This window comes from Mesorhizobium sp. MC2-1-1, assembly GCF_057597255.1.
Genome location: NZ_CP195205.1, coordinates 2,913,648 through 2,927,099, shown reverse-complemented (window position 1 = coordinate 2,927,099; position 13,452 = coordinate 2,913,648). Strand labels below are relative to the sequence as shown.

Here is a 13,452-nt window from a genome sequence, read left to right as displayed (position 1 = left end):
ACTCAGGCGTTTTCCAAGAGAGCGATCAGCAAAAGTGGAAACCGGTTTTGCGTCCGATCGCACCCTATGCAGAGCGGCGGCCGGCCTGTTCGGCCGTCGCGGGCAGGGTTTATGCACCCCTTCCCAAGGCCATCGTCACACGGGTTCGCCAGGAGGGCAAGAAAAATAGGATAGTCGCCTGCTAGGGTTCGTCAGGCCGTCATCTCTGTCCGTCAGCCTGTGAGGGCGAGCGGTTCGCGAGCGGCGACGCACAGAGCGCTTGCCTTGTCACGAGGCGCCGGCCTACCGAAGAAATATCCCTGGAAGCGGCTGCAGCCGGCGGTCCGGGCGAGGGTGAACTCCTCCGCGGTTTCGATGCCCTCCGCGACGATGGCGATGTTCTGGATGCGCGCGATCTGGGCGAGCGCCGAGACGAAGATCTGCGCCACTTGGTCTTGGGCGAGGCTGCTTATGTAGGAGCGGTCGATCTTGACGCCGTCGATGGGCAGCGACTTCAGATAGTTGAAACCGCAATGGCCGGTGCCGAAGTCGTCGAGCGCGATGTGGAAGCCGAGGCCGCGCAGCGCCTCCAAGCGCCTCAGAACCTCGGGCGTCGCGGCGGTCGCCACTGTCTCCGTGATTTCGATGATGAACTGCGAGGCGGATCGGCCGGTCTCGCTGAGCACCCGGTCGCACATCGTCACGATCTCGTCGCGCTTCAACTGTTCGCCGGAAACGTTGATCGAGATGCGCCGTCCCGGAAAATGCCCGATATCGGCACAGGCGCGCTTGAAAACCCATTCGCCTATCATGTCGATCAGCGTCGAGCGCTCCGCGATCGCGATGAATTCCGCCGGCGAGATCAAGCCGCGTACGGGATGACGCCAGCGGATCAATCCCTCCAGCGCGTCGACCAAGCCGTCGGGGTCGATGATCGGCTGGTAGTGGAGTTCCAGCTCGCCGAGATAGATCGCGGCGCGCAGCTCGCGCTCCACCAGCCGGCGATAGCGTTTGTCCGACAGCATCTCCTCGTCGAAGACGGTGACGCAACCGCGGCCGCCGGCCTTGCTCTCATAGAGCGCGAGATCGGCCAGCAGCATCAATTCAGCGCCGTTCGAAGCATGCAGCGGCGCCAGCGCGACACCAACCGAGATCGACAGCGGAACGATCTTGCCTTCATGTCTCTTACCGGCCCGCATCGCATCCAGCAGCCGGCGCACGTCCTTGTTGATGACGGCGGCGTCGCCATGCGGAACCATGACGCCGAACTCGTCGCCGCCGAGCCGGCCGATGACGCCGTCCTCGAAAATGCGTTGCGCTTCCGTGACCAGATGCGCCAGCGCCAGATCGCCGAACTGATGGCCGAACGTGTCGTTGAGCTGCTTGAAGTGATCGAGGTCGATCAGAAGCAGGCCTGCCTGGCGGCGGTTGCGCAAGCCGCCCAGCCGGTCACGCATCGCCTCCATGAAATAGCGCCGGGTCATGGCTCCGGTCATGGCATCGATGGTGAGAAAGCGGTGCTTCTCGGCCTCGGCGTTCTCCGCCGATTGCAGGCGTTGGACGACGCTTGAGCGCATGTACATCAGCACCAGAAGCGCCATCGAGGTGGAGGCCGCCGCCATCGTCAGCGCGCCGGCGCGGGAGGTGTTCTCCGTCAGCGCGAAGGCCGCGAGCCCGGTGGCGGCGATACTCATCACGAGCAAGGCCTGGATGCCGCGGTAGATACGGCCGCTATGATCCTTGATCGTCGCCAGGATACTCATGTCCGCGCCCCCACAGCACGCGCCATGGCTTGGACCTCAGCCGTTAAGAAATACTGAGCGCGACCGCTGCCTCAGTCCATTCTTTCGTCGGAGGGGTATCATCGCGATTTTATGGTTAAAAAGCAACGATATATGACGGTTCTTAGACATTCTAATTTGGCGGTATGCGCGATGCCGCGGCGTGGAATCGGGCTGTCGCTCGGCAGCTGCCCCGAGCCGGTTTAACTCCTCCCTGCAAAGCGAAACCAAGGCACGAGGCGTCAGCCTGCGCGGTGCCGGGCTGGCAAGACGATCTCGGCATCTTGTGCCGCCACCCATCCGGCAAAGCGCGACAGGATCGGATTGAAAAGGTCTGGCCGCTCCCAGAAAGGGGCGTGTCCGGCGCCGGGCACGACGTGGCATTGCTCCCACAACGTGCCGCAGTCCAGTGTGTCGAAGTAGTTAAGCCGGATGAACGGGTCGTTCTCGCCATTGACGATGGCAACCGGGAAGTCGGCCTGCTCGATCACCTGCTTCTGGTCGGCTCCCTTGCCGGCCATCATCGAGCGTGTCGCCGTGGCGCGCAGGCGGCCGTCGGCGCGAAGGATGGTTTCACGGAAGGACGGGTCCGCACTGTCGCCGAAGCAGAGCGTCTCGAAGCGTTCCGCGTCGCGTTCGGAATAAAGTTTCTTGGAAACCAGCAGCATGTCCCAGTTGGCGTGGAAGCCGCGCAGCATGCCGAAGAAGCCTTTCGACACCGGCGGCGCGCCGGTCAGCATCAGGCCCTTGACGGCCGGATGGAAGCTTGCGAGCTCGATGGCTACATGGCCGCCGAGCGACCAGCCGTAGACGATGGCATGGCGGAGGTCCAGGTTGTCGATGAGGTCGGCCGCCGATCGTGCCAAGCCGGTGATCGTATAGTCCGTCGCCGGGTCGGCTGCGTCCGAGGACTGGCCGTGGCCCGGGAGATCGAAAGCGATTAGCCGGTGGGCGTCGGCAAGCGGGCTTTCGAACTGGCGGGCAAACACGGCGCGCGAGGCGCCGGACCCGTGGATCATCACGATGGGCATGCCTGGTCCCGCCGATTCGCTAACGCGCAAATCGGCCTGCGGGGTGCTGATCGTGCGCTCGGCAATGGCCATGGTGCATAGAACCTTAGTATTGCGCAGCCTCCAACATCGCATTACCCGGTCTACACGGGCTTTAGGTTATTGGTTAAGAAAAGACTAATGTACGGTAACGGCTATTGTGTCCTCGAATTCTAGGTGTGCTCATGGAGATGGACGTGGAACGCGGGCTCGACCTTCTTGTCTCGATCGTCGGCATCGCTACGGTAGGCCAGTATCTGTGGTCGATGCGTGCCCATTTTCAATCATCGGGCATGTCCTCGGGCGCCACGATAATCTCGGTGGTCGTGGCCGCCACGGCGCTGTTTTTCCTGGCGCTCATATGGATCCTGCCGCAGCCGCCGTTAGCCAAGATCGTAGGGCTGGCGGTTCAACTGGCGAGTTCGGCGCTGTTTTGGTGGGCGATTTCGAAGTCGCGCAAGGCGGGGCTGCGCTTCGTCTTCGATGCCGACAATCCGCATGGCCTGGTGACTGACGGCCCGTTCTTCTACCTCCGCCATCCGTTCTACACGTCCTACATCATCTTTTGGGCCGGCTGGGGCATCGCGACTTGGTCGATCTGGGCGGTGGCGCCGGTTGCCGTGATATTCGTGCTTTATCTGATCGCCGCGCTGGACGAGGAAAAGAAGTTCTCGCGAACGGAAATGGCCGACGCCTACGCTGCCCACCGCAACCGAGCCGGCCTGTTCTGGCCACGGCTGTCAAGATCAGGTCACCGTGGCCGATGCGCCATGCCGCGGCGCGGAAGCGGTTGCGTCGCGCGCGGCATGGAAGCAAAGTCACATGAGGGCGAGCGACCGCCGATGCGGCATCAGTTCGAGGATTGAGACAATGAAGATCATTGCGTGCGGCAGCGTGCCGACGATCATCGCGCCGGAGACCTATTTCACCGGGCGGGTGCTGCAGACGCCGATCATCGAGAAGGAAGCGCCGGCGCGGCTGAGGGCGACACTGGTCAGTTTCGAGCCCGGCGCGCGCACTTACTGGCACACGCATCCGCTTGGGCAGACGCTCTACGTCACCGCCGGCGCGGGACTTGCGCAGAGCTGGGGCGAGCCGATCCAGACGATCAGGGCGGGAGACGTCATTTCCTTCGCGCCCGGTGAGAAACACTGGCACGGCGCCGGGCGGAAAACCGCGATGACCCATATCGCCATGCAGGAGGCGCTGGATGGCGTCCAAGCCGATTGGCTGGAGCAAGTGTCCGACGGACAATATGGCGGTTAGGACAGGCCCGACAAAAAACCCGGCCTGAAGCCGGGTTCTTCACGCCTGACGGCTTCGCGCCGATCAGGTCAGCGAGGCGGTGAAGCGCTGGATGCGCGTGCAGGCTTCCTCCAGCAAGGTTTCCGACGTGGCGTAGGAGATACGGAAATTCGGACCGAGGCCAAAGGCCGAGCCGAAAACCACCGCCACGCCTTCGGCGTCGAGCAGTTCCGAGCAGAAGGCTTCGTCGGTGTCGATCACCTTGCCGGCCTTGGTCTTCTTGCCGATCAGCTCGGCGCAGGACGGGTAGACGTAGAAGGCGCCTTCTGGCGAGGGGCAGGAGATGCCGCGCGCCTGGTTGAGCATCGAGACCACGAGGTCGCGCCGGCCCTGGAAGATCGCCTTGTTCTTCGCAATGAAGTCCTGCGGCCCGTTGAGCGCCTCGACCGAAGCCCACTGTGCGATGGTGCAGGCGCCCGAGGTCTGCTGGCCCTGGATCATGTCCATGGCCTTGATCAGCGGCACCGGGCCTGCGGCATAGCCGATGCGCCAGCCGGTCATGGCATAGGCTTTCGACACGCCGTTCATGGTCAGCGTGCGCTCATAGAGGTTCGGCTCGACCTCGGCGATTGTCTTGAAGACGAAGTCGCCATAGGTCAGGTGCTCGTACATGTCGTCGGTCAGTGTCCAGACATGCGGGTGCCTGAGCAGCACGTCGGCCAATGCCCGCAGCTCGGCCTCCGTGTAGGCGGCGCCCGAGGGGTTCGACGGCGAGTTCATCAACAGCCATTTGGTCTTCCGTGTGATCGCCTTTTCCAGCACCTCGGCGGTGAGCTTGAAGCCGTTGTCGATCGAGGTATCGGCGAAGACTGACGTGCCGCCGCAGATCGCCACCATTTCGGGATAGCTCACCCAGTAGGGGCGCGGGATGATGACCTCGTCGCCCGGGTTCAGGGTCGCCATGAAGGCATTGAACAGGATCTGCTTGCCGCCGGTGCCGACGATGGTCTGCTCCGGCCGATAGTCGAGATTGTTCTCTCGCTTGAATTTCTTGGCGATCGCCTCGCGCAGCGGCGCGATGCCGGAAACCGGCGGGTATTTGGTCTCGCCGCGGCGGATCGCCTCGATCGCCGCATTCTTGATATTGTCGGGCGTATCGAAGTCCGGCTCGCCGGCGCCGAGGCCGATCACGTCACGGCCGGCATTTTTCAGCTCGCGCGCTTTCTGCGTCACCGCGATGGTCGCGGAAGGCTTAACGCGGGAAAGGGCGTCGGCGAGAAAGGCCATGACTGGATGTCTCCTAGGAAAGCGGCCAGGAGCGGCCGCGGCGCCTCTCATGTCGCATCATGGGGACAAGCGCAAGCATTGTGCGATGAGCCAGGGGTCAAGGAGGCGTGAGCGGCAACGCTAAATTCATCAACGGCCGTTAAACCCTTGGCTGGCAGGATCGCGGATCGAATTGCGCCAGTCGCGCGGAACGAGGAAGCTTTGTCGCGCAGTATCGGGCTTGCCCAGATCATCCATCATGACGACGGCACCTCGACCGGTGTCTGGGGCATCTATACTCTGCAGAGCGCGTTCCAGCCGATATTCGCCTTCACGGAGGGCAAGCTTTCGGTCGTCGCGTTCGAAGGTCTGATCCGGCCGTTCCGCGACGGCGAGCCGCAATCGCCGCGGGCATTTTTCGGCACTTGCCCGGCTGGTGACCGCCTGCATATCGAGGCGCTGACGCGCACGCTGCATCTTCTGAACGCCCGCGCCTGCCTGCCGGAAGAGGCGTCCATCTTCATCAATTTCGACCCGTCGGTGTTCACCGATCGCGGCATTGCCGACAAGGCGTTGCGCGACATGAGGCTGGTGCTGCATGAAGCCGGCATCGATCCGCGCCGCATCGTCTGCGAGGTCACCGAGCAGAAATCGGCCTCGCAGGAGACGCTCTACGAGTTTGTCGAGGCGCTGAGGGCCAATGGCTTCCGCATCGCGGTGGACGACTATGGCGCCGATGAATCCGACATCAACCGGATCAAGGAACTCAAGCCTGACATCGTCAAGTTCGATGCGCATTGGATCACCCACCTGATGGAATCCGGCGCCGGCTTCGCGCTGCTGACGGCGATGGTGCAGGGCTTCGAGACCCAGGGCATCCGCACCGTCTTCGAAGGTCTCGAGGAAAGCTGGCAACTGGAGCTCGCCGAGCGGTCCGGCACTTCCATGGTGCAAGGCTATGTGCTTGCCCGGCCCGAACTTGCCCCCACCAGCTTTCGCGTCTTCGGCAAGGGGGCGCAGCTGTCCGCGACCGAGGGAAGCGAGCCATCGACCGAAGCGGCGGCTCCGGCATCGCAGGCGCGGCCGGCAAGAGTGTTCGGGCGCAAGGTCGCGCCATGAACCAAAAGCGTGAGAGGCGGCGCGATGTCGCCAAGGCGATCTTCGCCGACGAGATCGGCCTTCAGTTCGGCATCTACGGCGAATTCCGGCTGTGGAGCGCCTATCAGCCCATCTTCGCACCGGAGGGCAGGGTACTCAGAGCAGTCGCGGTCGAGGGGCTGATCGAGCCGCGCCGCGTCGCCGAGCCGGTGGCCACGTCGAACTTCTTCGGCGGCATTTCCGCATCCGACCGGCTGTTTGTCGAAACGATGTGCCGGATGCTGCATCTCGGGAACTACCGCAACATCGGCGTCGAGGGGCTCACGCTGTTCTTCAACTACAATCCTATGATCAACGACCATCTCGGGCGGGCGCTGGCTGAAATCCGGCTCATGACTAGGCATCTGGGCGATTTCGGGCTGGAGCCGGGCCTGCTGGTCTGCGAGATCACCGAACAGGCGGCCGACGACCGTGTTCTTGTCAGCCTGGTGCGCGAGATGCGGCGCGATGGCATCCGTATCGCCATCGACGATTTCGGCACGGGACATTCGACCGAGGCGCGGATCAATCTGCTTGCGCCCGACATCGTCAAGATCGACGGCGCCTGGTTTGCCGAGCTCTGCCGCCACGCAGCCGCCGAGCGCTTCTTCCGGCCGTTGGTGGGGATGCTGCATGAGCGCGGCGCCAAAGTGCTGGTCGAGGGCATAGAACACGCTCAACACCTGCGCGTGGCGCTCGAGGGCGGCGTCGACCTGTTGCAAGGTTTTCACCTGGCCCGCCCGGCGCTAGCCGGGACCGTCTTCAAGGAAGAGCCGCTGTCTGTCGACGACCTGCTCGACGCCGCCAACAAGGTCTTGCCCCTGCACAAGCAGCCCTGATGTTGATCCGAAAGGAAGCAGATGCTTATCCTCAAAAACAACTCACTGGATGAGACACAGCCGGCGCGTTAGAGCCTTCTGGAGATCAGGAGAGGGCAAGAGGCATGATCCTTTACGACATGGCCGACAGCGGCAATTGCTACAAGCCGCGGCTTTTGATGGCCAAGCTCGGCATTCCCTTCATCCGGGTCGAGGTGAGCTCGCACACCGGCGAGACGCGCAAGCCCGACTATCTCGCCAAGAATCCGAACGCGATGGTGCCGATGCTCGAGCTCGACGACGGCAGGCGCATTGCCGAGAGCAACGCCATCCTGCTTTATCTTGCCGAGGGCACGCGCTTCCTGCCGGCCGACAAATACGAACGCGCGCTCGCTTACCAATGGCTTTTCTTCGAGCAATACAGCCATGAGCCCTATATCGCGGTGCGCAAGGCGCTGCTGACCTTTCCGGAACGTGCAAAGGATGCCACGCCGGAACGATTGGCGCAGACGCTGGAGCGCGGCAACAAGGCGCTCGGGGTGATGAACACCCACCTGCAACAAAACGCATTCTTCGCCGGCAACACCTGCAGTGTCGCCGACATCGCTTTGTATGCCTATACTCATACTGCCGGGATGGGCGGCTTCCAGCTCGATGCCTATCCGGCCGTCGTGGAGTGGTTGAAGCGGGTGGAAGCCGACAAGGGACATGTGCCGATCGAGTGGGCGCCTTAAAGACGGCGCAGGTGATTGGCGAAAGCGTCGGCGACAGCTTCCTTATCCCCGTAGAGGGCGAGAAGATGGCGGCCGCCAGACGACGGGCGGCCCCGGCCTTGCAAAATCGGCCAATGGCAGTTCTGAAACGTGAGCGCTGCCCCTCATCGCTCTGCCTGGCACTCTCCCCGTCAAAACGCGGGAAGGAAGCAACTTCGAATCCAGACAACAAAAAAGGCGGGCAATGCCCGCCTTCCTATGCCGGTAGCCTGATCGGGAGCGTCCTGTCCGGGCTGGCAGCTATCTGCTGTTCCAGCTTGTCGGGTCTTTTCGCTCCGGCGCGCTTCTCGCGCGACCGTCAGTACATCCGTGACTTGCCGCGCGCCCCGAACCTCCGTCCGGCGCGCGCTATCGCCAAATCAGGCTGCCTTGCTCAGAGACCCAGCAGCGGACTTGCCGGTGCGGCGGTCCTGCTCGATCTCGAAGTTGATTTTCTGGCCTTCAGCCAGGCTGGTCATGCCAGCGCGCTCAACAGCGGAGATATGGACGAAAACGTCCGCGCCGCCATTGTCGGGCTGGATGAAGCCGTAGCCCTTAGTGGCGTTGAACCACTTGACCGTACCAGTTGCCATATAGAATGCCCTTCACATTTGCTTTGGTTTGACCGGACCAACGTCCGGCCGGCGGTATCGAAACTTTGGAGATAGACGTCAGCAAACGCGAAGATCGCGGCCCGATCGATCGGCCAAATTCAATGCCCCGGATATAAGACAGTTTTTGCAAGAAAACAAGACGGGTCGCTTCGAAGCGGCCTTCAGCCGTCTCGAAGGCCATGGAAGCGGCGCACGGAAGTTTTGACAGCGGCCGCGCGTTGTGGAGGGATGAGATGCTCGCCGATCCAGGGAGGAAACCATGAAGACCGTTCTGCTTGCCGCCTGCCTGCTTCTGGTGGCCGCCGAGGCGCAGGCGGTGTCGCGCTACGATCCGACGCGCATGAGCTGCGGCCGGGTGCAGGCGACGATCGCCAGGCAGGGCGCCGTCATCCTGCGCTACCAGTCGACCCGCGTGCCCGGCCTGCCGCTCTACGATCGCTACGTGCGCGACGAGCGCTTCTGCGACGCGGGCGAGGTGAGGTCGCGCGCCTATGTGCCCAGCGCCGACACCAAATCCTGCGCGGTCTATGTCTGCAAGCGGCCGGATTTCGATCGACGCTTCCATCGCCGGTTCCTGCACAACGACTGACGCCCTGACAGGGGCGGCGCCGTTCGAAACGGCGCGGCTCTCGCAGCCTGTCCGGGAGCCTGCTGGCTCAACACGAGGTCTGGCTACGGACCTGGTTGTTCCCGCGCCCTTAGAACCCGAACGAGGCCTGCGCGACTGGCGGCGGGCCGACGCGAACGCCTTCCATCGCCAGCATCTTTTCCTTGGTGGCCGAGCCGCCCGGCGCGGAGAAGCCGCCGATCTTGCCGCCGGCCGCCAGGATACGGTGGCATGGAATGACAAGCGGCACCGGATTGGCGCCGAGGGCCGCGCCCGTCTCGCGGGCAAGCCCGGCATGGCCGGCGCGCCTGGCCAGCTCGCCATAGGTGGTGGTTTCGCCGAAGCCGAGCTTGCGGGCCGCGTCGTAGATGGCGAGGCGAAAATCGTCGACGCCTTCGAGGTCGACCGGCACATCGGAGAAGTCGACATCCTCGCCGGCCGCGTAAGCCTTGATCGAGGCGATCAGCTCGACCACCCATCGCGGCTGCCCGGTCGCGGTCGAAACGCCCGGGTGGCGGAACAGCCGCCGCTCGATCGCCTCGCGGCTGCGTTCGGGCAGGCAGAGCCGGATCAGGCCCTTCTCGTTCCAGGCGATGCCCATGAACCCGATCACTGTTTCTAACACTGCGTGGCCGGCCGTGATCTCGGATGTGGGTTTCATGGCATATTCCTCCGCAAAACGGCGAAAAACCGGTACGTATCCAGAACGATATGGCATTTTTGCCCTTTTGCCGCCACCCGAAAACCGTCTGGGCGCCCCGATTGCGGGACGTGAATCGGTGGTGTAAGGACTCCTTAACAACCGACAAACCGGACCCGCACGGCTTGCCAGCTAAAATTATAATCACCGCGATCGGCGTGCTAGTTGCCGCTGCTGGTCTCAGCGGATGCACCTCGACCTCGCAGATGAAGGCCACCCCCGCGCTCGCGGAGGCCTCGACGCCTGCCGTCGCCGACGACACGCCGACGGTCGCGCTGCCCGAGACCGTGGCCGTGCTGCCGGAGCCATCAGGCCTCGCGCAGGTGCAGACCGCCGCGCTGGCCGGCGATGCCGTCGCCATGGCGACCACGCCGGGCGCGCCGGCGACGCAAGGCGCGCTGTTGCCGCCGCCTGTCCAGCCCGGCACGCCCCAATCCGCCATGGTTATGGCGCAGCCCGCCGCCTTTGCCGGAGCGACGCCGATGGCCGGCAAGTTTCCGCCGCCGCCGGTGCTGACGGCCGGCGGCTCGCCGACCGGCCCCGGCTCGATCAAGCAAGCGGCATCCATCAAGCAGGCAGCGGTCTATACGACCGCGGGCGTCGCCATGCCGCTCACGGGCCAGACGGCGAAGGTCGCGCCGATGCCGGGCGTCCAGCAGGTCGCCTATGTGGCGCCGGATAATCCGGCGCTGCTGGCGGCGCCCGGCCAGCCCGATCAGCAGGCCAGCGGCCCGCGCGGCGAGATCGAGCGGTTGATCGCGAAATATTCGGCGCTCTATCAGGTGCCGATCGATCTGGTGCGCCATGTCGTCAACCGCGAGAGCACCTTCAACCCGAAAGCCTACAATAACGGCCATTGGGGGCTGATGCAGATCAAGCACGCGACGGCGCGTGGCATGGGCTATGACGGCCCGGCGACCGGCCTGTTCGACGCCGAGACCAATCTCAAATACGCGGTGAAATATCTGCGCGGCGCCTGGCTGGTATCGGGCGGCAACGCCAAGCGGGCCGACATGCTCTACCAGACCGGCTATTACTACGACGCCAAGCGCAAGGGCCTGCTCGAGGCGACGGGCCTTGGCGTCGACCGCGGGCGGCACCGCCTGCCGCCGGGCGCCTGAGCCGCCGTCGGGCCACGCGCGGCGTTTCGGGACAGCGCCTTGCATGAGAAGACAACGCCCCGCCCGCCGGCGCCCAACGACATCCGTCTGCGCAAGCTGCTCGACGACACGCTGACCGCGCCGGATTGGCCGCAGGGCTTCGTGATGCGCGCTTTCGAGCATCGGGACGCGCATGCTCTTCACGCACTGTTGCAAGAGGTGTTCGACGACGGCGCCGACGGGCCGTTCGAGGACTGGTGGCCGCGCATCCTAGGCGACGTCGAGTTCGACCCCGACCTTTGTTTCCTGGTGATCGACGGCAAGGGCCTGCTGGCGGGCGCGGCGATGTGCTGGGCGTCTGGCTTCGTCAAGGATCTCGCAGTCCATCCTGAGGCCAGAAGGCAAGGCATCGGGGAGGCGCTGATGCGCCACGTATTCCTGGCTTTTCGCGAGCGCGGGGCGGCCCATGTCGATCTCAAGACCAACACGGTGAAGAACGGCGCGGCCTGCAGCCTCTACGAGCGGCTCGGCATGATCCCGGTCGACTGGGAAGGGCTGATTGCAAGAAGTGGCGCTGCAGCTAGTTGCGCGCGGCCATTGTGAACCCCTTCACATAGGCTGACGTCGGGTCATGCTAATTCGTTGTCGTGCCGGGCGGCCGATCGGCGGATCGACGCTGGCAAGGCGTCGGAGGAGGCTGTGCCGGCATGCGTCAGCCACTCCCAGGCGGGCTCCGGGGCGGGGGTTTCGGAGCCCGTCCGCTTTCGCGCGAAGTCTTGCCGCGAGGCGGAAGGTTTAGCCGATTAGGGGCTGCAAAGCCGGGCGGGTACGGCGCCTTTTCAGGCCACCCGGGTTTTCAGGCAACCTGGGGGCCAATCCCGCGTTGGAGATAGCGGAGGGGCTGTTTCGGACCGGAGATCGAGATGAAAACGCTGCTGCCCCTGGTTGCCGTCGCGCTTGTTGCCGGCGCGCCCGCCGCGTTCGCCCAGTCGAACGACACCAACTCAGACGCCGTGGGACCGATGGTGACCGCGAATAAGGTCGACACCCAGACCTTCGTCACGACCGTGCCCAACGCCAACATGTTCGAGATCGCGTCAAGCAAGCTTGCGCAGGAGAAGTCGGCATCGGCCGACGTAAAGGCTTTCGCCGACGGGATGATCAAGGACCACACCAAAGTTGCCGAGGACTTCAAGGCCGCGCTCAGCCAGGGCCAGACCACCGCCTCGATCAAGCCCACCGGCCCGGCGCTGCAGCCGAAGGAGCAGCAGATGCTCGACGAGCTGAAAGCTGCCACCGGCAAGGCGTTCGACACCAAATACATCAAGATGCAGATGGATGCGCACACGCAAGCGGTTGCGCTGTTTTCCACCTATGCCAATTCCGGCGACGACCCGGCGATGAAGGAATTCGCCAAGAAAACGCTGCCGGTGCTCACGATGCACGAGAAGCATGTGAAGGAACTGGCGGTGGCGCATCAGTGAGGAATCCCGTGTTGGGCAAGCGGGCGACAGTGACGCTCTACGGCGCCCCCCTCTGTCCTGCCGGACATCTCCCCCACTGGGGGGGAGATTGGCGGCTTCGGCGCCCCGCTCGTTCTGCGACGTTGACGATTGGCGAAAGCCAGGGCGACATCTGATCTCCCCCCTTGTGGGGGAGATGTCCGGCAGGACAGAGGGGGGCGAGAAGGATCGCTACGTTGCGCGCTGTCCATCAACCCTGGCAAATACCGAACCGCCCGCCCACAAGGGGAGAAGGGTAAGTCGCCGCTGGCGTTCCCCCGCCGTCGCGATAATCTCCTCCGCAAACAAGGGAGGACCACCATGGACAAGGAAGTCATCGAAGTGCCCGTGATGTCGGCGAAGGTGCGGGCGCTCGGCCTGCCGTGCTCGACGGCGGTGCGGGCCAACGGCTTCGTGTTCATCTCGGCGACGCCGCCGGTGGACATGGCGACCGGCGAGATGGTGCGCGGCGACATCGAGACCCAGACTGACGCGTCGCTGAAGGCGCTGAAACACTGCTTGGAAGCGGCCGGCACCTCGCTGGAAAAGGTGGTGATGGTGCGCATCTACGCCGTCAATTCCGGCTTCTACAACGCCATCAACCGGGTCTATGCGAAGTACTTTGCGACCAACCCGCCGGCGCGCAGTTTCGTGCCGGTGGCGTCATGGCCGATGGAGTTCGATATCGAGATTGAGTGTGTGGCGGTGGCTTGAGCTTCTCTCCCAGTTGAACCGCCGCTCGACCACAGACAGAGGCGCCGCTTTGCTCACGCAGACCTTTGTCGGAAAAGCAGTAAAGGTCACCGCTCGATCAACCGTTCTCGGGCAATTGTGCGCTACCTGGAGTCGGCCGGCGCATATCGGGCGGCATCGCCTGCCTAGATATCGACACCATGAGTCCG

At 63.9% G+C, this 13,452-nt stretch carries 15 protein-coding genes; 10 read left to right on the top strand and 5 right to left on the bottom strand.

Annotated elements, in window-relative coordinates; all coding sequences use genetic code 11:
* Positions 1 to 212: 212 nt before the first annotated feature.
* Both ACR64R_RS14540 and ACR64R_RS14535 read right to left on the bottom strand, forming a co-directional pair.
* Entirely contained in the window at positions 213 to 1,742 is a 1,530-nt protein-coding gene (locus tag ACR64R_RS14540) for a putative bifunctional diguanylate cyclase/phosphodiesterase (RefSeq protein WP_487362301.1), read from the bottom strand.
* A gap of 260 nt (positions 1,743 to 2,002) precedes the next feature.
* A complete protein-coding gene (locus ACR64R_RS14535) occupies positions 2,003 to 2,791 on the bottom strand; it encodes an alpha/beta fold hydrolase (RefSeq protein WP_487362300.1) in 789 nt (262 codons plus the stop codon).
* A gap of 203 nt (positions 2,792 to 2,994) precedes the next feature.
* Here ACR64R_RS14535 and ACR64R_RS14530 point away from each other — a divergent pair, with 203 nt between their 5' ends.
* Both ACR64R_RS14530 and ACR64R_RS14525 read left to right on the top strand, forming a co-directional pair.
* Positions 2,995 to 3,675 (top strand): methyltransferase family protein, encoded by a 681-nt coding sequence (locus ACR64R_RS14530; protein ID WP_487362299.1) that lies wholly within the window; start codon positions 2,995 to 2,997, stop codon positions 3,673 to 3,675.
* Between the two features lie 4 nt (positions 3,676 to 3,679).
* The gene (locus ACR64R_RS14525; protein WP_487362298.1) at positions 3,680 to 4,075 is read left to right on the top strand and encodes a (R)-mandelonitrile lyase; all 396 of its coding nucleotides are present in this window, start codon (positions 3,680 to 3,682) and stop codon (positions 4,073 to 4,075) included.
* A gap of 63 nt (positions 4,076 to 4,138) precedes the next feature.
* Here ACR64R_RS14525 and ACR64R_RS14520 read toward each other — a convergent pair whose 3' ends face one another.
* Positions 4,139 to 5,341 carry a pyridoxal phosphate-dependent aminotransferase gene (locus tag ACR64R_RS14520; protein WP_487362297.1) on the bottom strand — a complete coding sequence of 401 codons (1,203 nt, stop codon included), beginning with the start codon at positions 5,339 to 5,341 and terminating at the stop codon, positions 4,139 to 4,141.
* 201 nt (positions 5,342 to 5,542) lie between these two features.
* Between ACR64R_RS14520 and ACR64R_RS14515 the strand changes: the two genes are divergently transcribed.
* The 3 genes from ACR64R_RS14515 (at position 5,543) to ACR64R_RS14505 (ending at position 8,009) form a co-directional block, all read left to right on the top strand.
* On the top strand, positions 5,543 to 6,439 hold the full coding sequence (locus ACR64R_RS14515; RefSeq protein WP_487362296.1) for an EAL domain-containing protein: 897 nt from the start codon (positions 5,543 to 5,545) through the stop codon (positions 6,437 to 6,439).
* The gene (locus tag ACR64R_RS14510; RefSeq protein ID WP_487362295.1) at positions 6,436 to 7,296 is read left to right on the top strand and encodes an EAL domain-containing protein; all 861 of its coding nucleotides are present in this window, start codon (positions 6,436 to 6,438) and stop codon (positions 7,294 to 7,296) included. The genes ACR64R_RS14515 and ACR64R_RS14510 overlap by 4 nt, the downstream gene beginning before the upstream one ends.
* 104 nt (positions 7,297 to 7,400) lie before the next feature.
* The gene (locus ACR64R_RS14505) at positions 7,401 to 8,009 is read left to right on the top strand and encodes a glutathione S-transferase family protein (protein WP_487362294.1); all 609 of its coding nucleotides are present in this window, start codon (positions 7,401 to 7,403) and stop codon (positions 8,007 to 8,009) included.
* 398 nt (positions 8,010 to 8,407) lie between these two features.
* Here the strand turns inward: ACR64R_RS14505 and ACR64R_RS14500 are convergent, their stop codons facing one another.
* A complete protein-coding gene (locus ACR64R_RS14500; protein ID WP_027168154.1) occupies positions 8,408 to 8,620 on the bottom strand; it encodes a cold-shock protein in 213 nt (70 codons plus the stop codon).
* A gap of 280 nt (positions 8,621 to 8,900) precedes the next feature.
* Between ACR64R_RS14500 and ACR64R_RS14495 the strand changes: the two genes are divergently transcribed.
* Complete coding sequence (locus ACR64R_RS14495; protein ID WP_487362293.1) at positions 8,901 to 9,230, top strand: hypothetical protein; 330 nt, start codon at positions 8,901 to 8,903, stop codon at positions 9,228 to 9,230.
* Between the two features lie 109 nt (positions 9,231 to 9,339).
* Here the strand turns inward: ACR64R_RS14495 and ACR64R_RS14490 are convergent, their stop codons facing one another.
* Complete coding sequence (locus ACR64R_RS14490; protein WP_487362292.1) at positions 9,340 to 9,909, bottom strand: methylated-DNA--[protein]-cysteine S-methyltransferase; 570 nt, start codon at positions 9,907 to 9,909, stop codon at positions 9,340 to 9,342.
* Positions 9,910 to 10,073: 164 nt separating this feature from the next.
* On the opposite strand from ACR64R_RS14490, the gene ACR64R_RS14485 reads away from it, so the two are divergent.
* The 4 genes from ACR64R_RS14485 (at position 10,074) to ACR64R_RS14470 (ending at position 13,264) form a co-directional block, all read left to right on the top strand.
* A complete protein-coding gene (locus ACR64R_RS14485; RefSeq protein WP_487362291.1) occupies positions 10,074 to 11,069 on the top strand; it encodes a transglycosylase SLT domain-containing protein in 996 nt (331 codons plus the stop codon).
* Between the two features lie 39 nt (positions 11,070 to 11,108).
* Positions 11,109 to 11,651 carry a GNAT family N-acetyltransferase gene (locus ACR64R_RS14480; protein ID WP_487362290.1) on the top strand — a complete coding sequence of 181 codons (543 nt, stop codon included), beginning with the start codon at positions 11,109 to 11,111 and terminating at the stop codon, positions 11,649 to 11,651.
* 320 nt (positions 11,652 to 11,971) lie between these two features.
* The gene (locus tag ACR64R_RS14475; protein ID WP_487362289.1) at positions 11,972 to 12,532 is read left to right on the top strand and encodes a DUF4142 domain-containing protein; all 561 of its coding nucleotides are present in this window, start codon (positions 11,972 to 11,974) and stop codon (positions 12,530 to 12,532) included.
* Positions 12,533 to 12,871: 339 nt separating this feature from the next.
* Positions 12,872 to 13,264, top strand: coding sequence for a RidA family protein (locus ACR64R_RS14470; protein WP_487362288.1), 393 nt, complete (start codon positions 12,872 to 12,874; stop codon positions 13,262 to 13,264).
* Positions 13,265 to 13,452 lie beyond the last annotated feature (188 nt).

Coding starts and splice junctions, on each gene's coding strand:
- ACR64R_RS14520 (WP_487362297.1), bottom strand. CDS start 5,341: ATGGCCTTTCTCGCCGACGCCCTTTCCCGCGTTAAGCCTTCCGCGACC.
- ACR64R_RS14505 (WP_487362294.1), top strand. CDS start 7,401: ATGATCCTTTACGACATGGCCGACAGCGGCAATTGCTACAAGCCGCGG.
- ACR64R_RS14530 (WP_487362299.1), top strand. CDS start 2,995: ATGGAGATGGACGTGGAACGCGGGCTCGACCTTCTTGTCTCGATCGTC.
- ACR64R_RS14540 (WP_487362301.1), bottom strand. CDS start 1,742: ATGAGTATCCTGGCGACGATCAAGGATCATAGCGGCCGTATCTACCGC.
- ACR64R_RS14475 (WP_487362289.1), top strand. CDS start 11,972: ATGAAAACGCTGCTGCCCCTGGTTGCCGTCGCGCTTGTTGCCGGCGCG.
- ACR64R_RS14510 (WP_487362295.1), top strand. CDS start 6,436: ATGAACCAAAAGCGTGAGAGGCGGCGCGATGTCGCCAAGGCGATCTTC.
- ACR64R_RS14500 (WP_027168154.1), bottom strand. CDS start 8,620: ATGGCAACTGGTACGGTCAAGTGGTTCAACGCCACTAAGGGCTACGGC.
- ACR64R_RS14490 (WP_487362292.1), bottom strand. CDS start 9,909: ATGAAACCCACATCCGAGATCACGGCCGGCCACGCAGTGTTAGAAACA.
- ACR64R_RS14495 (WP_487362293.1), top strand. CDS start 8,901: ATGAAGACCGTTCTGCTTGCCGCCTGCCTGCTTCTGGTGGCCGCCGAG.
- ACR64R_RS14525 (WP_487362298.1), top strand. CDS start 3,680: ATGAAGATCATTGCGTGCGGCAGCGTGCCGACGATCATCGCGCCGGAG.
- ACR64R_RS14535 (WP_487362300.1), bottom strand. CDS start 2,791: ATGCCCATCGTGATGATCCACGGGTCCGGCGCCTCGCGCGCCGTGTTT.
- ACR64R_RS14470 (WP_487362288.1), top strand. CDS start 12,872: ATGGACAAGGAAGTCATCGAAGTGCCCGTGATGTCGGCGAAGGTGCGG.